This is a genomic window from Lentzea sp. NPDC037011, from assembly GCF_055607425.1.
The window spans coordinates 452,742-475,432 of record NZ_JBVJRT010000004.1; the positions used below are offsets into that span (position 1 = coordinate 452,742).

Below are 22,691 nucleotides of genomic sequence, written 5' to 3' on the forward strand. Positions count from 1 at the left end.
TTGCCGTCCCGAAACTCCCGCCGGTCCCGATACTCGGGCTATATCGCGGCCATACCGGTGGCCCAGTTCTCCTCGGCCCTGATCAGCTCGGCGAGTCCCGCCGCGGAGTCGTCGAAGTAGAAGTGGCCACCAGGTTGGGTGGTCGCCTCGAACGGCCCGATGGTGATCTCCTGCCACCGCAGGACGTCCGCGAGCGCCACCGACTCGTCGCGGTCGCCGGCGATCGCGGTCACCGGGCACGTGAGCGGTGCGCCCGCCGTGTACCGGTAGGACTCGATGAGGCGGAAGTCGTTGCGCAGCGCGGGCAACGACAGCTGCCACAGCTCGGCGTCGTCGAGCAGCGCCGCGCCGGAACCGCCGAGGAACCGGACGTACTCGCGGATCTCGGCGTCGCTGTGGTCGGTCGTGCGGCGGCGGTGCGCGGGTGGGGCGTCGCAGGCGGACGCGTAGAGCCGGGCGAGCCGCGACGGGAACCGCGGCCGCAGCCGCCGTGCGGTCTCGAACGCGACCGCGGCGCCCATGCTGTGCCCGAAGAACGCGGTCGGGCGCGTGAGCCGCGGTTCGACCTGCTCGGCCACCCACGTCGCGAGCTCCGCGAGGTCGGCGGGCAGCGGGTCGCCGATGCGGTCCTGCCGTCCGGGGTACTGCACGGCCACCACCTCGACGGCCGGTCCGAGCAGCTCGGCCCAGCCGCGGAACGCGCTGGCAGCGCCACCGGCGTGCGGGAAGCACACCAGCTGCCGCGGTGCCTGCGGACGCGGCACGAACGCGCGGAACCAGCGGCCCGTCACCGGACCTCGATCCGCAGGTGCCGCAGGAACCGGAAGTTGATGCTCTCCAGCCAGGCAGGCGACCGGTCCAGCAGCTCGATGGTGGAGAACCGGCCGAGCAGCCGGGAGACGGCGATCTCGATCTCGGCCAGCGCCAGCGAGGCGCCGAGGCAGTAGTGGATGCCGTGCCCGAACGACAGCTGGTCGTGCGCCCTGCGGGTCACGTCGAGCCGGTCGGGGTCGGCGTAGCGCTTGGGGTCCCGGTTGCCCGCGCCGAGCACGAGCGCCACGGACTGGTCGCGTTCGATGCGCTGCCCGGCGATCTCGATGTCCTCCAGCGCCACCCGGCTGGTGAACTGCACGGAGCTGTCGTAGCGCAGGAACTCGTGCGCCGCGTTCGCCGCCAGCTCGGGCCTGGACCGCAGGAGCTGCTGCTGGTCGGGGTGTTCGACCAGGGCGAGCACGGCGTTGCCGATCAGGTGCGTGGTCGTCGCCTGGCCCGCGTCGATGAGCAGCAGGAAGTTCGCGAAGACCTCGTCCTCGGTGTAGTCGTCCTTGACGAGCTGCCCGGACACCATCCTGGTGAACAGGTCGGTGCCGGTGCCGTCGCGGCGGGCCTGCGCGCCCTCGTCGAACAGGCCGCGCAGCGCGGCGACCCGCGGCACCTCGCGCCGGGACTGGGTGAAGAACTCGTGCAGCAGCCCCTGCCAGCTCTCCAGCAGGTGCGCGCCGCGTTCGGGAACGCCGGCGAGCTGCCCGACCACGTCCCGCGTGAGCGGTTCGGAGAAGTCCGCGATCACGTCCATCCCGCCGCGGGCAGCGGCCTCGTCGAGCAGCGACTCCACCCGGTCGGAGATGACCGACCGGATCTCCTTGACGAACCGCGGGGTAAGCCCGGGGCGCAACAGCTGCCGCAGCCGGGTGTGCCGGGGCGGCTCGTTGAACAGCATCATCGGCGCCAGCGCGTCCTTCAGCGTCGCCAGCCCGGTGCGCGCCCCCTCGGGGAGCTGTTCGTAGAACTGCTCGATCCGGGCGCCGGAGAGCCGGGGGTCCTTGGACAGCCGGGTGATCTCCTCGTGGTCGAGCACGATCCAGGTGCGCATCCACTGGTCCCAGTGCACCGGGCCGAGCTCGCGCAGCCGCCGGTACAGCGCGTACGGGTCGGTTTCCCCGTACTGGCTGAACAGGCTCTCGATCGCCTTGGTCATGCGGTCACCCTTTCCCGGTACTCGGTGGTGCGGACGGCGGGCATCAGCCAGGCGGTCACGGCGACGGCGGCCATCACCGCGCCGACGCCGAGCACCGTGTGCCAGGTCCCCCAGGACGCCAGCAGGAACCCGGCGGCCAGCGCGCCGAACGAGTTGGCACCCGAGCTGAGCAGGCCGGCCACGCTGCCGACCCGGCCCTGCATCTCGTCCGGCGTGACCTGCACCTGGTAGACGCCGGCCATCACGTTGACCAGGGCACCGGCGAACGACATGCCGGCGAACAGGCCGCCGAGGACGACCGGGCTGGAGGTCAGCGCGACCATCGGCATCAGCAGCGCCCACACCGCGAACACGGTGATGATCACCATGCCCGGCCGGAGCCTGCGGACGAACCACGAGCCGCTCATCGCGCCCAGCACGCCGCCGACACCGGACGCGGCACCGATCACGCCGATCACCGCGGGCGAGCCGCCGTTCTCCTTGACGATCAGCGCCAGGCTCAGGGACAGGACCTGGAACAGCACGTTGGTCACGGCCACCAGGAGCACGGCGGAGCGCAGGAACCGCTGCCGCAGCAGCCAGCCGACGCCCTCGGCGATCTCGGCCCTGATGTTCTTGCGCTGACCCCGCTCGGTCTGGAAGTCCTTGCGGATCAGCAGCAGCGTGACCAGCGCGACGAGGTGCCCGAGCGCGGTGAACACGAACGGCGCCCACCGCACCAGCGCGAACAGGACGCTGCCCAGCGGCTGGCCCAGCAGCCCCGCCGCACGGCCGCGCGCCTCGTTCTGCGACAGCGCGGCCGGCAGGTGGTCGGGGTGCACGACGTTGCGCACCGCCGCGCGTTCCGACAGCCGGTAGAAGATCTGCGCACTGCCCTCCAGGAACGCCACGGCGAGCAGGTGCGGCAGCCACAGGTGCCCGAGCAGCAACGAGATCGCGACGCTGCCGATCGACAGGAACGACACCGCGTCGCACGTGATCATCACGCGGCGCCGGTCCCAGCGGTCGACGAACACCCCTGCGGGCAGCTGGAGCAGCAGCATCGGCAGCAGCGCCGCGAACCCGACGAGCCCGGCCCGCACCGGTGACCCGTCGTGCCAGATCATCAGCAGCGGGTAGGTGACCGTCGTGACCGTGCCGCCCAGCGCGGAGATGCCCGCGCCGGTCCACAGCAGCCGGAAGTCCCGGTTGTGCCGCAGCACCCCCGCGCTCATCGGTCGCCTTCGAGCAGGGAGGTGTACTGCTTCACCACGTCGGCGCCCGCGTCGGAACCGGTGAGCGCGACGAACCCGGTGCCCTGGCCGATGCGGCACATCGCCATGGCGTGGAAGCCACCGCCCGTGCCGCCGTGCCCGAACTGGACGTCGGTGCCGAGGTCGTCCACGACCACGCCGAGCCCGTACGCGCTGTGCCGGTGCTGCGGTGTCACCATCTCCCCGGCCAGCTCCGGTGACAGCAGCGCACCGGCGTGGCCGAGGCGCGACCGGCGGACCTCCAGCAGGAACGACGCGAGGTCGCCCGCCGTGGTCCACAGACCGCTCGCCGCGGCGGGCCACAGCAGCCACGGGACGGGCTTGCCGTCCTGGTCGTGCCCCTGGGCCGCCGGTCCGGTCGCCGGGCCGTAGCCGCTGCGCGCCATGCCGAGCGGTGCGAACACCAGCTCCCGCACCAGCTCGGCGAACGGCCGGCCGGTGACGTCCTCCAGCAACTGCTCGACGACCGTGTAGTTGACGTCCGCCTTGCGGAACATCGCGCCGGGCGGCGTTTCGAGCCGGACGTCCCGCAGCAGTTCCGCCAGTCCGGGCAGCTCGGCGTAGCCCGGGTTGGGCGCCGGGGCGAGCCCGGACAGGTGGCTGAGCAGCTGCCGCAGGGTGACGCGGCCGTCGGCGGGGACCGACCAGCTCGTCAGGTGGGTGTTCACGTCCGCGTCGAGGTCGAGCACGCCCTGCTGGACCAGCCGCAGCGCGGTGAACGCGGTGACCGGCTTGCTCAGCGAACCGACCTGGAACACCGTGTCCGCGCTGACCGCGCCGCCAGTGCGGGCCTCGGCGAGCTCACCACCGCGGATCACCGCCACGCTCACGTCTGTCACGCTCACGTCCGCCACGCTGTGTTCGACCGGCGCCGGCCGTGCCTGGTCGATCGCCGCGGCCACGGCCGAAAGGCGGTCGTCGGCGTACATCGCCAGCAACGACAGCGCCCGTCCCGCGCGCCGGGCCGCCGCGATCACCTGGAAGACCAGGATCGAGTGGCCACCGAGCTCGAAGAACCGGTCGGCGGCACCGACCCGCTCCAGGCCGAGCACCTCGGCCCACACGTCGGCGAGCCACTGCTCGGTGTCGGTGATCGGTTCCTGGTAGGACCGCTGCGCGAACGCCGACCCGTCCAGCGCGGGCAACGCGCGGAGGTCGAGCTTCCCGTTGGCGGTCAACGGGATCTCCGGTACCGGCACGAACGCGGCCGGCACCAGGTGGGCGGGCAGGCGGGAGGCGAGCCACGGGCGCAGGTCGTCCCGCTCCCCCACCACGTAGGCGACGAGCCGGCCGGCGTCCACGACGACGCGGGCGTCGTCGAGCCGTTCCCGCAGGACCGATTCGATCTCACCGAGCTCCACCCGGAACCCGCGGATCTTCACCTGGCCGTCGTCGCGGCCGAGGAAGTCGACGTCACCGGAGGGCAGCACGCGGGCGAGGTCGCCGGTGCGGTAGAGCCGGGAACCGGGCGCGCCGAACGGGTCCGGCACGAACCGGTCCGCGGTCATCGCGGGCTCGTCCCGGTAGCCGCGGGCCACCCCGGCACCGCCGACGTACAGCTCGCCGGGCACGCCGACGGGCACCGGTCGCAGCGCGGAGTCCAGGACGTAGGTCGAGACACCGGGCAGCGGCGTGCCGATCGGCACGGCGTCGGCGCCGTCCGGCACGACGAACTCGTTGGACGTCACCGTGGTCTCGGTCGGTCCGTAGGAGTTGACGATCCGACCGGTGACCAGGCCGCGCGCCGACGCCACCACGTGACCGGACACGGCCTCGCCGCCGACGACCAGGTCGCGGGCGAGCACGCCCGGCACCTGCCCGGTGACCAGCTCCAGGTGGCTGCGGGTCAGCTCGACGAAGTCGAACGGGCCCTGCCGGACCAGCCAGTCGCCCAGCTCGTCGAGCGGGAGGTCGCGCGGCGCCAGGTGCAGCGGCGCACCGGCGGTCAGCGGTCCGTGCACGTTGGACACGACCATGTCGTAGGCGATCGACGCGAACAGCGGCGCACCGCGGTCGCGCACGTACTCGGCCCGCACGTAGGCCAGGAAGTTCGCCAGGCCGCCGTGGGTGACCTGCACGCCCTTGGGACGGCCGGTCGACCCGGACGTGTAGATCACGTACGCCAGGTGGCCGGGGTCCGTCGCACGATCCGGCGTGGTCGCCGGGAAGGCGTCGAGCCCGTCGAGCGCCGGCGCGTCGAGCACCGCCGCACAGCCGCGCAGCATCTCCTCCGCCCGCGCCGCCGGGAACGACGGGTCCACCGGCACGTAGGCCGCGCCCGCCTTCCACACGCCCAGCAGCGCCGCGACGAGGTCCACCCCGCGGTCCAGCAGCACGCCCACGAGGGACTCGGTGCCCACGCCCTTCGCGCGGAGCAGGTGGGCGACGCGGTTGGCCCGCGCGTCGAGCTCGGCGTACGACACGGTGGCGCCCTCGAACGTCACCGCAGGTGCGTCCGGTGTTGCCCGGACGTGCGACTCGAACATGTCGGGGGCCGGCCTGGACACCGCCGGCTCCGGGCCGACCGGCAGCACCGGTTCGCCCTCGGGCAGGTAGGTCCCGCAGTCCTCACCCGCGACGACCGACGCCAGCGCCGCCCGGTACATCTGGGCGAGCCGCTCGGCGTTGGCCCGGCTGAGGACCGCGCCGTCGCACGCCAGGAACAGGCAGGTGTCGGAGGCCGTCACGGCGAGCGGGAACTCGTCGTGGCTGAAGCCCTCCGCGGGATCGGCGGCCACGTCGGGCGTGCCGAAGTCCTCGTAGCTGAAGTACACCTGCACGAGCCGCCCGCCGCCCGCCAGCTCGTGCTGGATCGCGGGCATCGGGAAGTGCCGGTGCGGCCACATCCCCAGCTCGCGGTCGAACACCTGCCGGGCGAGGTCCGTCCAGGACGAGGTGACCTCCACCGGGAACGGCACGGTGTTGAGGTGCGTGCCGTAGACGCGGTCGCCGCCGTCCGGGCGGCAGTGCGTGACGAGCCCCGAGTGGAACCGCCGCGCGGGCGTGAGCTGGCTGAGCACCTTGAGGTGTGCGGCCAGCAGCACGCTCTTCACCGGCACCCCGACCGCCGCGGCGACCGCGCGCAGCCCCTCCGACAGGTCGTCGAGCGGCACGCGGAGGTGGCTGTCCTCACCGGAACCGCCCCATCCGTCGGGCAGCGCGAACGGTTCGAACCCGTCGACGACGTCCTGCCAGTACGCGCGGTCCTCAGTGGACCGCAGCGCGCGCAGCTCCGCCGCGACGGTGTCCGCGAACCGCAGCCGGGACGGCGTGAACGCGGGCAGGTCGGCACCGTCGCGCACGGCGCGGTAGGTCTCCAGCAGCTCGGCGCGCAGGGTGCTGAACGTCCAGCCGTCGATGACCACGTGCGACTGGGTGATCGTCAGCTGCCACTGCCCGCCGGCGAGCCGGTGCACGGTCAGCCGCAGCAACGGTGCCGCGGAGTGCGGGATCGCGGTCTCCGCCTCACCGCGCAACGCCGCGCGCACCTGCTCGTCCGCGTCAGCGGCCGTGGTCAGGTCCACCACCTTCAACGGCGCCTCGGCCGAGGCGTGCACCAGCTGCACCGGCACCGAGCACCGGTCGAGGTCCACCGACGTCCGCAGCGCCTCGTGCCGTGACACGAGCAGGTGCAGGGCGCGGTGCAGGGCGTCGCGGGAGAACGGTTCGCTGATCCGCGCCGACGCCACCCGGTGGTAGCTGCGCGGGCCGTCCCCGGCCAGCATCTCCACCAGCATGCCGGTCTGCGGCTGGGTCAGCGGGTAGGCGTCCACCAGCCCGTCCGGCAGCAGCGCCCGGTCGGCGTCGGAGAGCAACGCGAACGGTTCGACCGGCTCGGCACCGGCGTCGTGGGACGACAGCGCCAGCACCGCGGCGATCGTCTGGTGCCGCAGCACGTCGAGGGCGGTCACCGCGATCCCGGCGGCCTTCATCTCCCCCACGACCATCACGGCGCGGATCGAGTCCCCGCCCAGGTCGAAGAAGCTGTCGGCCAGCCCGACCCGGTCGACGCCGAGCACCGCGCGCCAGATCGCCACGACCCGTTCCTCGACCGGCGTGCGCGGGGCGACGAACTCGGCACCGGCGAACGCGCCCCGGTCCGGTGCGGGCAGTGCCCGCTTGTCCAGCTTCCCGTTGGGGGTCAGCGGAATCCGGTCGAGCACCGGGTAGGCGGCCGGGACCATGTAGTCCGGCAACGTGCGGCCGAGCCAGGCCCGCAGGTCGGCGGGGTCGAGGCCGGTGGGGTTCGGCCCGGCGGAGTCCGATCCGGCCGGGTCCGCGGCAGCGTCCAGTCCGGCCGGGTCACCCGCGGGCACGACGTAGCCGACCAGCGACTCGTCGCGCAGCACGACCACCGCGTCACGCACGTCCGGGTGAGCGACCAGTGCCGCCTCGATCTCGCCCAGCTCGACCCGGTAGCCGCGGATCTTGACCTGGTCGTCGGCCCGGCCGGCGAAGCCGAGGCTGCCGTCCGGTCGCCGCAGGGCCAGGTCGCCGCTGCGGTACAGCCGCGATCCGGGCGGTCCGAACGGGTCCGGCACGAACCGCTCGGCGGTCAGCTCCGGCCGGTTCAGGTAGCCGCGGGCCACGCCGGGGCCACCGACGTGGATCTCGCCGCGGGTGCCGATCGGCACGAGGTTGCCGTGCGCGTCCAGCAGGTGCACGGCGAGGTCGCTCAGCGGCCGGCCGATGGGGTTGCCCGCGCCGGGCAGCGTGTCCTTCTTGGACAGCCGGTGGTAGGTCGTGTGCACGGTCGTCTCGGTGATGCCGTACATGTTCACCAGCGCGACCCGCCCGAGTCCGACGCGCTCGACCCACGGCCGCAGCTCGCCGATCTCCAGCTTCTCACCGGCGAAGACCACCGCGCGCACCGATAGCCGCGTGATCCGCGGGTCGTCCGCGAACGCGACGATGGACCGGAACGCCGACGGCGTCTGGCTCAGCACGGTGACCCCGGTGTCCACCAACAGATCGAGGAAGTCCTCCGGCGAGCGGGTGACCTCGCGCGGCACCACGACGAGCGTGCCGCCGTGCAGCAGTGCGCCCCACATCTCGAACACCGACACGTCGAACGCATACGAGTGGAACAACGAAAAGACATCCGACTCGTCGAACGCGTAGTGCTCCTGGGCCGTCGCCATCAACCGCACGACGTTGCTGTGGGTCAGGCAGACGCCCTTCGGCTTGCCGGTCGAACCCGAGGTGTAGATCGTGTAGATCAGGTTGTCCGGCACCGTCAGCGACACGGGGTTCGCGTCCGGCCCCTCGGGCAGAGCGGCCAGCACCTCCGCGTCCACCACGATCGAGACGCCGGCGTCCTCGCGGACGTACTCCAGCCGCTCCGGCGGGTTCACCGGGTCCAGCGGCAGGTAGCCCGCGCCCGACTTGAGCACGCCCAGCAGTGCGGGCAGCAGGTCGGGACCGCGGTCGAGGCACACGCCGACGAGCTGCTCCGGCCCGGCGCCCAGGGAACGCAGGTGGTGCGCGAGGCGGTTGGCCCGCGCGTTGAGCTCGGCGTAGGTCAGCGACACCCCGCCGGCGATCACGGCCACCGCGTCGGGGGTGCGCGCCGCCTGCTGCTCGAACAGCTCGTGCACGCAGGACGACACCGGTTCCGCGACGGCGTCGGTGAAGCCGAGCAGCCGTTCCCGTTCACCGGCCGGCAGGTGCACGGCCCGCGCGTCACCGTCCACGTCGGACGCGATGGCTTCGAGCACCGCGCGGTACATGCCGGCGAGGCGTTCGGTGTTGGCGCGGCTGAGCACGCGTTCGTGCGAGTTCACCCAGAGCCGGTCGCCGCGGTTGAAGATCGACAGGTCGAACTCGTTGGGGCCGATGTTCATCCGGGTGCCGGTCGCGACGCGGTCGGTGTCGACGTGGTGGAAGTCGAGGTAGTTGAACAGCACGTTGATCAGCCGGCCGCCGCCCCAGTCGTGCTGGACCGCGGGCATCGGGTACCGCCGGTGCGCCCACAGCTCGACCTCGGCGTCGAACACCTGCGTCAGCAGCTCGCGCCACGTCCGCGCCGACCGGTCGACGCCCATCGGCAGGGTGTTGAGGTACATGCCGGGCACCCGGTCCGCGCCGAGCACCTCCGGGCGGACGTCGCACACCAGGCCGGTGTGGTACGCCGGTTCGTCGGTGACCTGGCCCATCACCTTGAGGTGCGCGGCCAGCAGCACGCTCTTCATCGACACACCGGCGGCGCTGGCCGCCGAGCGCAGGGCGGCGCCGAGGTCGTCGAACGGCACCTCGACGTAGACGCGCTCGTCGGAGTCGCCGGCCCACTCCGGTGGCATGACCACCGGCGCCTGCGTGCCGGTGACGCGCTGCCAGTAGGCCCGGTCCGCCGCGGAGCCCAGTGCCGCCAGCTCACCGGCGATCGTGTCGGCGAACCGCACCCGCGGCCGGTCGTACGGCTCGGGTTCGGCGCCGTCGCGGATCGCCCGGTAGACGTCCAGCAGCTCCATGAGCAGCAAGTGGTAGCTCCAGCCCTCGGTGATCGCGTGCGACTGGGTGAACGTCACCCACCACGCGTCGTCGGCCTCGACGTGCGCGATGATCCGCATGAGCGGTGCCCTCGCGACGTCGAACACCGCGGCGCGCTGCTCGGCCGCCAGCTCCTGCCTGACCCCGACCAGGTCCTCTTCGGACAGTCCGCGCACGTCGCGGAGCTCGACCGGCAGGTCGGCGCTGCCGTGCACGAGCTGCAGCGGCTCGGAGAAGCCGGTGAGCCGGAACGACGTGCGCAGCACCTCGTGCCGGTCGGCCAGCACGCGGGCGGCCGCCGTGAGCGCGGCGGGGTCGAGCGGCTCGGGTTCGGTCACCCGGAACGTGTTGATGATGTGGTACGGGTGCCTGCCGTCGTCGGCCAGCATCTCGATGATCATGCCGAGCTGGGTGCGGCCCACCGGGTAGGCGTCGACGACGTCCGCGGGCAGCAACGCCCGGTCCTCCGCCGAGACCAGCGCGAACGGCTCGACGTACTCCTGCTCGGCCGCCACCCCGCGACCGGTGAACAGCCGGCACAGGTTCTCGACCGTGCGCGCCTCGAAGACGTCCCGCACGGCGACGTCGAAGCCCTCGGCCCGCAACGCGCCGACCAGTCCGACCGCGCGGATCGAGTCACCACCGATGTCGAAGAACCCGTCCCGCACGCCTACTCGGTCGAGTCCGAGCGCGGTCCGCCAGATCTCGGCGACGCGGGCCTCGGTCTCCGTGCGCGGCGCGAGGTGCTCGCCGCGGGCGAACGCGTCGTCACCGGGTTCGGGCAGCGCCTTGCGGTCGTGCTTGCCGTTGGGCGTCAACGGGAACTCGTCGAGCCGCACGAACGCCGCCGGCACCATGTAGTCGGGCAACGTGCGGGCGAGCCGGTCGCGCAGCTCCTCCCGCGCCGGTGACCCACCGGTGTAGTAGGCCACCAGCCGGTCGTCGCGCACGACCACCAGCGCCTCGCGGACCTCGTCGAACGCCGAGAGCTCCGCCTCGATCTCGCCCAGCTCGATCCGGTGGCCGCGCACCTTCACCTGGTCGTCGATCCGGCCGAGGAAGTCCAGTGCGCCGTCCGGCCGCCAGCTCGCGAGGTCACCGGTGCGGTAGAGCCGCGCGCCCGCCGGGCCGAACGGGTCGGGCACGAACTTCTCCGCGGTGAGGTCCGGCCGGTTCAGGTAGCCGCGACCGACGCCGAGCCCGCCGACGTACAGCTCGCCCGCCACACCGGAGGGCACCGGCTCCAGCCGGGCGTCCAGCACGTAGAGGCGGGTGTTGCGGACGGCCTCACCGATCGGCACGCGCCGTCCGTGCAGCCGCTCGGTCAGGAACGCGTGCGTCACGTCGTCCGAGCACTCGGTCGGGCCGTAGGCGTTGACCAGCGGGATGCGCGGGTACCGGGTGAACCACCGCGGGCACAGCTCCGCCGGCAGCGCCTCACCGGTCACCATCAGCCACCGCAGGTGCGGCAGCGGAGGCAGCCCGGTGCCGTCCGCGCCCGTGCTGTCCAGCGCGGTGCGCAGCAGCGAGGGCACGACCTCCAGCACGGTGATCCGCTCCTGCGCCACGAGGCCGAACAGCGCGTCCGGGTCGAGCGCCGTGTCGCCGTCCACGACCCGGACCTCGCCGCCGACGACCAGCGGTGCGAGCATCTGCCACACCGAGATGTCGAACGACGGCGAGGCGTTCTGCACCACGCTGTCCCGCTCGGTGAGCCCGAGGTCCTCGACCTTGGCGAGCAGGTGGTTGCCCATGCCGCCGCGGCGCACCATGACGCCCTTGGGCCGGCCGGTGGACCCGGACGTGTAGATGACGTACGCGAGGTTGTCCTGCGTGGCCCGCGGGGCGGGGTCGGTGTCGGGCAGGTCCTGCAGTGCGGGCTCGTCGACCAGGACGACCGTCTCGTGCGACACCCGGTCCAGCAGGGAGCTCCGCGTGACCAGGAGCCGCGCGCCGGCGTCGGAGTGCATGAACTCCAGGCGCGCGGGCGGGGTCTCCGGGTCGAGCGGCAGGTAGGCGCCGCCCGCCTTGAGCACCGCGAGCACGGCGGTGACCAGCTCCGGTGAGCGCTCCAGGCAGATCGCGACGACCGTCTCGGGTCCGACGCCGAGGCCGGTCAGGTGGTGCGCCAACCGGTTGACGCGTGCGTTGAGGTCGGCGTAGGTCGCCGCGTAGTCGTCGGAGGTCAGGGCGATGGCGTCCGGGGCGAGCGCGACCCGGCGCTCGAACTCCTGCTGCACGCACAGGTCGACCGGTTCCCGCTCGGTCGCCGACGCCTCGATGAGCAGGCGGGCGCGTTCCCCGGTGGGCAGGTGGGTCGTGCGGGCGTCACCGTCGAGGTCGGCGGTCATCGCGTCGAGCACCGCCGCGTACATCTCGCCGAGCCGCGCACCGTCCGCACGGGACAGCACGGCGGTGTTCGCGGTGAGGTTCAGGCGGTTCGGGCGGCAGTGCAGCGTGAGGCCGAACTCGGTCTGCGACACCGCGTACCGGGACTCGACGTCCTCGCCGGCGGACTCCTCGTGCCGCAGGTCGACGTAGTTGAACGCGACGTCCACGAGCCGTCCGCCCGGCCAGGCGCGCTGGATCGCGGGCATCGGGTAGCGGCGGTGCGGCCACAGCTCGACCTCGCGGTCGAACACCCGCAGCACCAGCTCGCGCCACGTCGTCGCGGACCGGTCCGCCGGGAACGGCACGGTGTTGAGGTGCATGCCGTAGACGCGGTCGGCGCCGTCGAGCTCCGGCCGCGCGTCGCACACCAGGCCGACGTGGAACGCCGGTGCCCCGGTCAGCTGCCCCATCACCTTGACGTGCGCGGCGAGCAGCACGGTCTTCACCGACACGCGCAGCTCGGCCGCGACCGCCGTCAGCGCCTGCTCGTCCAGCGCGACCGGCACGTCGTAGCTCTCGCCGGGTTCCTCGCCGCGCCACGGTTCCGGCAGCGTCACCGGGGTGTGCGCGTGCACGACGTCACGCCAGTAGGCGGCGTCCTCTTCGGACTCCAGTGACGCCAGCTCGGCGGCGATGTAGTCGGCGTACCGCACTCCGGGCGGGGTGTGCGGCGCCGGCGCGAGGCCGTCGCGCAGCCGCCGGTAGCAGTCGACCAGCTCGGCGAGCAGCCAGTTGTGGCTCCAGCCCTCGACGATCGCGTGCGGCCGGCACAGCGAGAGCCACCAGCCGTCGTCACCGGTGAGGTGCGCGGCGATCTTCAGCAGCGGCGCCGAGTCCAGGTCGAAGGTCGCGTTGCGCTGGGCGAGCAGCGACTCCATCAACGCGTCCTCGCCGTGCACCTCGTGCACGGTCACCGGGACGTCGACCTCGGCGTGCACGACCTGCATCGGGACGGAGTACGTGTAGAGGTCGAACGAGGTCCGCAGCAGGTCGTGCCGTGCCACCACGATCCGCGCCGCCGCGCGCAGGGCGTCCGCCGAGAACGGCCCGGCGATCCGGTAGGAGGCGAAGCTGCGGTAGGCGTCGTCCTCGGTCAGCAGCTCGACGACCATGCCGGTCTGCACCTGCGACATCGGGTACGCGTCGGCGGCACCCGCGGGCACCTTCGCCCGGTCCGCCGCGCTGACCAGCTCGAACGGCTCGACCGGTCCGCGTGCGGTGACGTCCGCGCGTCCGGACGCGATCGAGGCGAGGCCGGCGATCGTGCGGTGCTCGAACACCTCGGGCACGGACAGGTCGACGCCTCCCGCACGCAGCGCGCCCACCAGGCGCACCGCGCGGATGGAGTCGCCGCCCACCTCGAAGAACCCGTCGTGGACGCCCACGCGGTCGAGCTTCAGCACGTCCCGCCACACCGCGGCGATCCGCTCCTCCACGGGGGTGCGCGGGGCGACGTGACCGGTGCCCGCGAACGCGCCGGCGTCCGGGTCCGGCAGTGCGCGCCGGTCGAGCTTGCCGTTGGCGGTCAAGGGGATGGCGTCGAGCGACACGAACGCCGACGGCACCATGTAGTCCGGCAGGTTCCTGGCCAGCGCCGAGCGCAGGTCGGTCCCGTCCGCGCCGACGACGTAGGCGACGAGCCGGTCGTCGCGCACGACCACGACGGCCTCCCGCACGCCGGGCAGCGAGCTGAGCGCGACCTCGATCTCGCCCAGCTCCACGCGGTAGCCGCGGATCTTGACCTGGTGGTCGGCGCGTCCGAGGAAGTCCAGGCTGCCGTCCGGGCGGCGCCGTGCGAGGTCACCGCTGCGGTACAGCCGCGAGCCGGGCGCACCGAAGGGGTCCGGCACGAACCGCTCGGCGGTCAGCTCCGGCCGGTTCAGGTACCCGCGGGCCACACCGGGACCGCCGACGTGGATCTCGCCCGGCACCCCGAACGGCACGAGCTCCCCGTGCGGGTCCAGCAGGTGCACCGACAGGTCGCGCAACGGCGAGCCGATGGCGTTGCCACCGGCCAGGTCGGCCGCAGCGACGCGGTGGTGGGTCGTGTGCACGGTCGTCTCGGTGATGCCGTACATGTTGACCAGGGCGACCCGGTCCAGCCACGGCCGCAGCTCGCCGATCTCCAGCTTCTCACCGGCGAAGACCACCGTCCGCACCGACCACCGGCCGGTGCGCGGGTCCTCGGGGTCGATGGACCGGAACGCCGACGGCGTCTGGCTCAGCACCGTGACCCCGGTGTCCACCACCAGGTCGAGGAAGTCCTCCGGCGACCGCGTCACCTCACGCGGCACCACCACAAGCGTGCCGCCGTGCAGCAGTGCACCCCACATCTCGAACACCGACACGTCGAACGCATACGAGTGGAACAACGAAAAGACATCCGACTCGTCGAACGCGTAGTGCTCCTGCGCCGTCGCCATCAACCGCACGACGTTGCGGTGGGTCAGCACGCAGCCCTTGGGCTTACCGGTCGACCCGGAGGTGTAGATCGTGTAGATGACGTTGTCCGGGCCGGACACCGTGACGGGGTTGGTCTCCGGTCCCTCCGGCACCTCGGGCGAGGTGATCACGATGGAGACGCCGGCGTCCTCGCGGATGTGCTCCAGCCGCTCCGGCGGGTTCACCGGGTCCAGTGGCAGGTAGCCCGCACCGGACTTCAGCACGCCCAGCAGTGCGGGCAGCAGGCCGGGGCCGCGGTCGAGCGAGACGCCCACCAGCTGCTCCGGTCCCGCGCCGAGCGAACGCAGGTGGTGCGCCCACCGGTTGGCCCGCGCGTTGAGCTCCGCGTAGGTCAGCGACACCTCGCCGGCGACCACGGCCACCGCGTCCGGCGTGCGCGCGACCTGGTCCTCGAACAGTTCGTGCACGCACTTCACCACGGGCACCCGGCTGGTGCCGCCGAGCTCCAGGAGCCGGTCCCGCTCGCCCTCCGGCAGGTACACCACCCGTGCGTCACCGTCCACCTCGGCCGCCATGGACGCCAGCACGGCGCGGAACATCCCGGCCACGCGGTCGGCGTTGTCCTGGCTGAGGACGTGCGAGTTCGTGGTGATGGCGAGCAGACCGCCGAGCGTCGTGATCGCGAGCGCGAACTCGTTGGGCGCGTCGTTGAAGCCCCAGCCGTCCTCGGCGACCTGTGCGTCCAGCCGGTGGAAGTCGAGGAACCCGAAGAACACGTCCACGAGCCGGCCACCGTGCCCGCGGATGGCGGGCATCGGGTAGTGCCGGTGCGCCCAGGCCTCGATCTCCCGGTCGGACACCTGCCGCACCAGCTCGCGCCAGGTGCGCGCGGAGCGGTCGGAGGGGAACGGCAGGGTGTTGAGGAAGTTGCCGTACAGCCGGTCCGCGCCGGGCGCCTCCGGCCGGGAGTGCGTGACGAGCCCGGTGTGGAACGCGGTCTCGCCGGTGAGCTGGCTCATCACCTTGACGTGCGCGGCGACGAGCACGCTCTTCATCGACACCTTCGCCGCCGACGCCAGAGCGCGCAGCCCGTCCGCGAGGTCGCCGAAGTCGGTGCCGGCGCGCACGGGTGCCACCGGCGCGGTGCGGTCACCGTGCCAGCCGGCGGGGATCTCGAACTTGGCGTGCTCGTCGACGAGCCGCTGCCAGTACCCGGCGTCCTCCCGCGACTCCAGCGACCTCAGCTCGGCCGCCACGAAGTCCGCGTACCGCACCGGGACCGGCTCGTACCGGTCGGGCTCCTGGCCGTCGCGGACCCGCCGGTAGACCTCGACGAGCTCCATCAGGAACAGCTGGTTGCTCCAGCCGTCCATCACCGCGTGGTTCTGGGTGAACGAGCACAGCCACTCGTCGTCGGTCATGAGGTGTGCGCTGACCCGCAGCAGCGGTGTGCCGGCGGCGAGGTCGAACACGTCCGCGCGTTCGGCGGCGACGAAGTCCGACACCGCGGCCCGCCGGTCGCGCACGTCGAGGTGGCGCAGGTCGAACCGGCCGATCGGCGTCTCGGTGACCCAGTGCACGAGCTGCAGCGGTACCGAGAAACCGGTCAGGTGCACGCTGGTGCGCAGCACGTCGTGCCGTGCCACGACGATCCGCACCGCGCGGGCGAACGCCAGCACGTCGAACGGCCGGTCGTCGTGCACGGTGTAGACGTTGACGTTGTGGTAGTTGCTGCGACCGGGGTCGGCCAGCATCTCGACCAGCATGCCGGTCTGCACCTGCGACAACGGGTACGCGTCGACGACGCCGTCCGGCAGCGCCGCCCTGTCCTCCGCGCTGATCAGCGCGAACGGCTCGACGAAGGTCTCCTCCGACACCGCGGCGCGGCCGGACAGCCGCTCGCACAGCGCCGCGACCGTGCGGTGCCCGAACACGTCCTTCACGGACACGTCGAACCCGGAGGCCCGGAGTGCGCCGATCAGCGCGACCGCGCGGATCGAGTCGCCGCCCAGGTCGAAGAAGTCGTCGTGCACGCCGAAGTCGGCGCCGAGCACGTCGTGCCACACCGCGGCGACCCGCTCCTCCAGCGGTGTCCTGGGTGCCACGCTCACTGCCCGCGCGAACGCGTCCGCGCCGGGTGCGGGCAGCGCGGCCCGGTCGACCTTGCCGTTGGCGTTCAACGGGATGGCGTCGAGCTGGACGAACGCCGACGGCACCATGTAGGTGGGCAGCACGGGTTCCAGCAGCGCGCGCAGCTCCTGCGGGTCGGCGTCCGCGCCGACCAGGTAGGCCACGAGCTGCTTCTCACCTGGGTTGTCCTCGCGCAGCACCACGCGCACGTCCGTGACGCGCGGGTCCTCGGCGATCCTGGCCTCGATCTCGCCGAGCTCCACCCGGTAGCCGCGGATCTTGACCTGGCCGTCGCCGCGGCCCAGGAAGTCCACGTCACCGGTGGGCAGCACGCGGACCACGTCGCCGCTGCGGTACAGCCGCGCTCCCGGCGGCCCGTACGGGTCGGGCAGGAAGCGTTCCGCGGTGAGCTCCGGCCGGTCGGCGTAGCCGCGTGCGACACCCGTGCCGCCGACGTACAGCTCGCCGGGCACGCCCACGGGCACCGGCTCCAGCCGGTGGTCCAGCACGTACATCGTCACGTTGGGCAGCGGCCGCCCGATGGGCTGGACCTCCGCGGTGATCGGGCCCTCGACGGGGTGGGTGCACGTTCCGACGGACGTCTCGGTCGGGCCGTACTCGTTGACCAGCCGCACGTCCGGCGCCAGCTCGCGCCACGCCGTGACGACCCGGCGGGTCAGCGCCTCACCCGCGACCACCAGCACCGACGCGAGCGCGTTGGCCTGCTCGGGCGGCAGCTGGTGGGTCAGCACCTCCAGGTGCGCGGGCGTGAGCTTGATGAAGCTGTACGGGCCGGACAACGCCTCACCCAGCGCGGCCAGGTCGGTGTCCTGCGGCACCATGTGCACGGCCTGCCCGGCCAGCACCGGCGCCCACAGGTTCGGCACCACGAGGTCGAAGGCGATCGACGAGAACAGCGGCGCGCCACCGGTGCCCTGCGACGCCAGCTCCTGCACGGCCCACCACACGTGGTTGACCAGGCCGCGGTGCGGCACCTGGACGCCCTTGGGCCGGCCGGTCGAGCCGGACGTGTAGATCACGTAGGCGAGCCGGTCGAGGTCGGCGACCCGCTGGGGAGCGGTCGCCGGTTCGGCCGAGACGTCGTCCACGCCGACGAGGAGCGTCGGGCCGGCGAAGTCGTTGGTGTACCCGGGTTGCGTGACGAACGCGGCGGCCTCGGCGTCGGCGAGCGCGCCGGTGACGCGGCCGGCCGGGAACGACGGGTCCATCGGCAGGTACGCCGCACCCGCCTTCCACACGCCCAGCAGGCACGCCAGCAGGTCGGGGCCGCGGTCGAGCAGCACGCCGACCACGGACTCGGTACCGACGCCCATGCCGCGCAGCCGGTGCGCGTACCGGTTGGCGAGCGCGTCCAGCTCCACGTAGGACAGTTGCCGGGTTCCGTCGGTGACGGCGACGGCGTCCGGCGTGCGGGCGACCTGGTCCTCGAACAGCTCGTAGGTGCACTTCTCGACCGCGGGGGCGGGGTTGACCGCCCACTCCCCCAGCGTCCGCGCGGTCTCCTCCGGTGCGACGAACGTCTTCTGGGCGTCGCGCGCCGGGTCAGCGGCCATGTCCGCGAGCACCGCGCGGAACATCGCCGCGATGCGCTCGGTGTTGGCGAGGCTCAGCGACGACGAGGCGGCGGTGAGGAAGATGTGCTTGTTGCGCGAGGAGATCGTGAGCGGGAACTCGGTGGGGCTGTCGTCGATGCCGACGGAGGCGTCCACCAGCCCGGTGTCCACCTGGCGGAAGTCCTGGTAGTTGAAGAAGACGTCGATCAGCTGGGCCGCGCCGTACTCGCGTTGCACCGCGGGCAGCGGGTACCGGCGGTGCTCCCAGGACTCGACCTCCTGCGCGAACACCTGCCGCACCAGGTCGAGCCACGAGGGCGCGCCGCGGTCGAACGGCAGCGGCAGCGTGTTGAGGTACATGCCGAACACCCGGTCGGCGCCGAGCACCTCGGGCCGCACGTCGTAGACCAGGCCGCCGTGGAACGACGGCAGGTCGGTCAGCTGGCTCATCACCTTGAGGTAGGCCGACAGCATGACGGCCTTGAGCGAGGCACCGGCGTCCGCGGCCAGCGCCCGCAGGCCGGGCTCCAGGTCCTCCCACGAGACCCGCACGTGGTGCGTCGTCCCCGGCTCCTCGCCCCAGCCCGCCGGCAGCGTGACCTTCGGGTAGCGGGTGACGACGGAGCGCCAGTACGCACCGTCCACACCGGACTCCAGCGAGTCCAGCTCCGCCGCGACCGAGTCGGCGAACCGCACGCCGGGGCGGTCGTGGGGCTCGGGTTCCACGCCGTCGCGGATCGAGCGGTACAACCGCAGCAGCTCCATCAGCAGCGAGTGGTAGCTCCAGCCCTCCATCACCGGGTGGCACTCGGTGATGGAGATCCACCACCGGTCGGTGCCGGTGAGGTGGGCGTGGAACCGCATGAGCGTGGGCTCGGTGAGGTCGAACGGCGTGGCGCGCTGCTCGCGCACCCACTCCCGCAGCGTCGCGAGCTGGCCCTCCTCGTCGAGGTGGCCGAGGTCGCGCTGACCGACCTCCATGGTCGCGGTGGCGTGGACCAGCTGCAGCGGCACCGAGTAGTCGGTGAGGTGCACGCTCGTGCGCAGCATGTCGTGGCGCTCCACCACGATCCGCGCGGCGCGTTCGAAGGCCTCCCACGAGAACGGGCGGTCGTCGAGGATCCGGAAGCAGGAGCAGTTGTGGTAGTTGTTCTTGCTGTCGTCGGCCAGCATCTCGATGACCATGCCGGTCTGGATCTGCGACAGCGGGTAGGCGTCGACGACGCCGTCGGGCAGTGCGGCCCGGTCCTGCGCCGAGATCAGCGCGAACGGTTCCACCAGCGCGTCGTCCGCGGCGACCAGGGCGGTGCGGCCGGTCAGCAGCTCGCACAGCTCGGCGACCGTGCGGCGCTCGAACACGTCGCGCACGGCGAGGTCGAAGCCCTCCGCCCGCAGCGCGCCCACCAGCGCGACCGCCCGGATCGAGTCGCCGCCGAGGTCGAAGAACCCGTCGTGGACACCGACGCGCTCCACCTCCAGCGCCGTCGCCCACACCGCGGCCACCTGCTCCTCGACCGGCGTGCGCGGCGCCACGTACTCGCCGTGGGCGAACGCGCCGAGGTCGGGTGCGGGCAGTGCGCGGCGGTCGAGCTTCCCGTTCGGGGTCAACGGGATCGAGTCGAGCCGCACGAACGCGGCCGGCACCATGTAGTCCGGCAGGTCGCGGCCGAGCGCCGTCCGCACCGACGCGGTGTCCAGCTCTCCGGCGACCGGCACGACGTAGGCGACGAGGCGTTCGTCGCGTGCGATCACCACGGCGTCGCGCACGTCGTCCAGTGCCGTCAGCGCGAGCTCGACCTCGCCGAGCTCGATGCGGTAGCCGCGGATCTTGACCTGGTGGTCGGCGCGTCCGAGGAAGTCCAGGCTGCCGTCCGGGCGGCGCCGTGCGAGGTCGCCGCTGCGGTACAGCCGTGAGCCGGGCGGCCCGAACGGGTTCGGCACGAACCGCTCGGCGGTCAGCTCCGGCCGGTTGAGGTACCCGCGGGCGACTCCGGGGCCGCCGACGTGGATCTCACCGGGCACGCCGACGGGGACCAGCCCGCCGTGCGCGTCGAGCAGGTACACGTTCAGGTCGCCCAGCGGCCGCCCGATCGGGTTGCCGGCCGACAGCTCCAGGTCTCCCGGCCGCACCTCGTAGAACGTGGTGTGCACGGTGGTCTCGGTGATGCCGTACATGTTGGCGAGCACCGGCTCGTCCAGGCCGCGCCGGTCGGTCCACGGCCGCAGTTCGGGCATCTCCAGCTTCTCGCCCGCGAAGATCACCGCCCGCAGCACCAGCCGGTCGATGCGCGAGTCGCCGTCGGCGGCGGCGGACACGAGCGAGCGGAACGCCGACGGCGTCTGGCTCAGCACCGTGACCTCGTTGTCCACCAGCAGGTCCAGGAAGTCCTCCGGTGACCGCGTCACCTCCCGCGGCACGACGACGAGGGTGCCGCCGTGCAGCAGCGCGCCCCACATCTCGAACACCGACACGTCGAACGCATAGGAGTGGAACATCGACCACACGTCGGACTCGTTGAACTCGTAGTGCTCCTGGGCGGTGCGCATGAGCCGCACGACGTTGGCGTGGGTGAGCACGCAGCCCTTGGGCTTGCCGGTGGAGCCGGAGGTGTAGATCGTGTAGACGACGTTGTCGGGAGCGGACCGGTTCACGGGGTTGGTGTCTGGCCCGTCCGGCAGTGCGGCGAGCAGCTCCTCGTCGACCACGACGGACACGTCCGCGTCGGCCTGCACGTACCGCAGCCGGTCCTCCGGGTTCACCGGGTCCAGCGGCAGGTAGCCCGCGCCGGACTTCAGCACGCCGAGCAGGGCCGGCAGCAGGTCGGGCCCGCGTTCCAGGCGCACGCCGACCAGCGTCTCCGGCCCGGCGCCGAGGTCGCGCAGGTGGTGCGCCAGCCGGTTGGCGCGGGCGTTGAGCTCGGCGTAGGTCAGCCTGGTGCAGCCGGCGACGATCGCCACGGCGTTCGGCGTGCGGGCGGCCTGCTCCTCGAACAGGGTGTGCACGCAGTCGGTCACCGGGCTGCCCAGACCGGGCACCACGCCGGTGACGAGCGCGTACTCCGCGTCGTCAAGGATGTTCAGGCGGGACACCGGAAGCGCGGTGTCGGCCAGCGCGGACTCCAGCAACCGCACCAGGTGCCCGGCGGCGCGCTGCACGGTCTCCTCGTGGAACACCGACGTCGCGTACACCAGCTGCCCCGCGAACGAGGCGTCGGGCAGGTCGTTGATCTGCAGTTCGAGGTCGCACTTGGCCACCCGCCCGGTGGCGGTGCGCGGCTCGACGGTGACGCCGGGCAGCCCGAACGGCGCGCCGCCGCGGTCGTGCATGGTGAACGCGACCTGGTACAGCGGGGTGCGGGACATGTCCCGCTCGGGCTGCAGGTCGTCGACGAGCCGGGCGAAGGGCACTGCCTGGTGGTCGTAGGCGTCGGCGAGCGTGCCGCGTGCCTGGACGAGCAGGTCGCGGAAGGACGGGTCGCCCTCCCACCGCGCGCGCAGCACGAGGTTGTTGACGCCGTAGCCGATCATGCCCTGCAGCTCTGGCCGGGTCCGGCCGGACACGGTGGTGCCGACCGGCACGTCGGAGCGGCCGGTGTAGCGGGCCATCAGCACCTGGAAGGCCGTGAGGAGCACGACGAACGGCGTCGTGCCGTACTCCTTGGCCACCGCCCTGATCCTGCCGGCGACCTCGGCCGGCACCGCGAACTCCACGGCGTCACCGGCGGCGTCGCGCACCGCGGGCCGCGGCAGGTCGGCGGGCAGGTCGGCCACCTCGATGCCGGCGAGCTGCTCGTGCCAGTAGGCGAGCTGCTGCTCCAGGGCCGGGTCCTCGCGCTGCCACACGGCGTAGTCCGCGTACTGGGTCGGCACCGGCGGCAACGGCGCGGGCTCACCGCGCGTGAACGCCGTGTAGAGCGCCTCCAGCTCCTCGCCGACGACGCGCGTGGACCAGGCGTCGAACGCCACGTGGTGGAAGACGAGCGTCAGCACGTGGTCCTCGGGCCCGGTGCGCCACAGCTTCGCGCGCACCGGCCAGTCGTGTTCGAGGTCGAACGGCGCGACGGCCTCCTCGCCCACCGCCTCGTCCACATCGGACACCCGCGTGACCGGCAGCGCGACCGGCGCGGGCGGGTCGATCACCTGCACGGGCTCGGTGCCGTTCACCGCGTACCGCGTGCGCAGGACCTCGTGCCGGGCGACGACGTGCTCCCAGGCCCGTTCCAGCGCGGTGACGTCCAGCGGCCCGCGCAACCGGAACGCCAGCGGCACCAGGTACTCGGCGCTGCCGGGGTCCAGCCGGTTGAGGAACCACATCTGCCGCTGCCCGTGCGACAGCGGCAGCGGCGCGGACCGGTCCGCCCGCCCCATCGTCCGCCGCCTGCCCCGCACGCCGCCGCTGAGCCACCGGCGCAGGAGCTCGTCCCTGTCGGCGGAGGTGCTCGTGTGCTCGATCTCGCCGGTGCTCATGGTCGA

Annotated in this window: 4 protein-coding genes; all 4 read right to left on the reverse strand. The window is 72.7% G+C overall.

Translation table 11 applies throughout. The annotated features are described in order from the left end of the window. Positions 1–38 precede the first annotated feature (38 nt). Genes ACZ7CH_RS14005 through ACZ7CH_RS14020 form a run of 4 tightly spaced genes read right to left on the reverse strand, consistent with a single transcriptional unit; the run spans position 39 to position 22,685 of the window. The gene (locus tag ACZ7CH_RS14005) at positions 39–791 is read right to left on the reverse strand and encodes a thioesterase II family protein (RefSeq protein ID WP_470374038.1); all 753 of its coding nucleotides are present in this window, start codon (positions 789–791) and stop codon (positions 39–41) included. Next, entirely contained in the window at positions 788–1,978 is a 1,191-nt protein-coding gene (locus tag ACZ7CH_RS14010) for a cytochrome P450 (RefSeq protein ID WP_470374039.1), read from the reverse strand. Before ACZ7CH_RS14010 ends, ACZ7CH_RS14005 begins: the two co-directional genes overlap by 4 nt. Continuing rightward, a complete protein-coding gene (locus ACZ7CH_RS14015) occupies positions 1,975–3,192 on the reverse strand; it encodes an MFS transporter (protein ID WP_470374040.1) in 1,218 nt (405 codons plus the stop codon). The genes ACZ7CH_RS14010 and ACZ7CH_RS14015 overlap by 4 nt, the downstream gene beginning before the upstream one ends. Continuing rightward, positions 3,189–22,685 carry an amino acid adenylation domain-containing protein gene (locus ACZ7CH_RS14020; RefSeq protein ID WP_470374041.1) on the reverse strand — a complete coding sequence of 6,499 codons (19,497 nt, stop codon included), beginning with the start codon at positions 22,683–22,685 and terminating at the stop codon, positions 3,189–3,191. The genes ACZ7CH_RS14015 and ACZ7CH_RS14020 overlap by 4 nt, the downstream gene beginning before the upstream one ends. Between the last annotated feature and the right edge of the window lie 6 nt (positions 22,686–22,691).

Coding starts and splice junctions, on each gene's coding strand:
- ACZ7CH_RS14010 (WP_470374039.1), bottom strand. CDS start 1,978: ATGACCAAGGCGATCGAGAGCCTGTTCAGCCAGTACGGGGAAACCGAC.
- ACZ7CH_RS14015 (WP_470374040.1), bottom strand. CDS start 3,192: ATGAGCGCGGGGGTGCTGCGGCACAACCGGGACTTCCGGCTGCTGTGG.
- ACZ7CH_RS14020 (WP_470374041.1), bottom strand. CDS start 22,685: ATGAGCACCGGCGAGATCGAGCACACGAGCACCTCCGCCGACAGGGAC.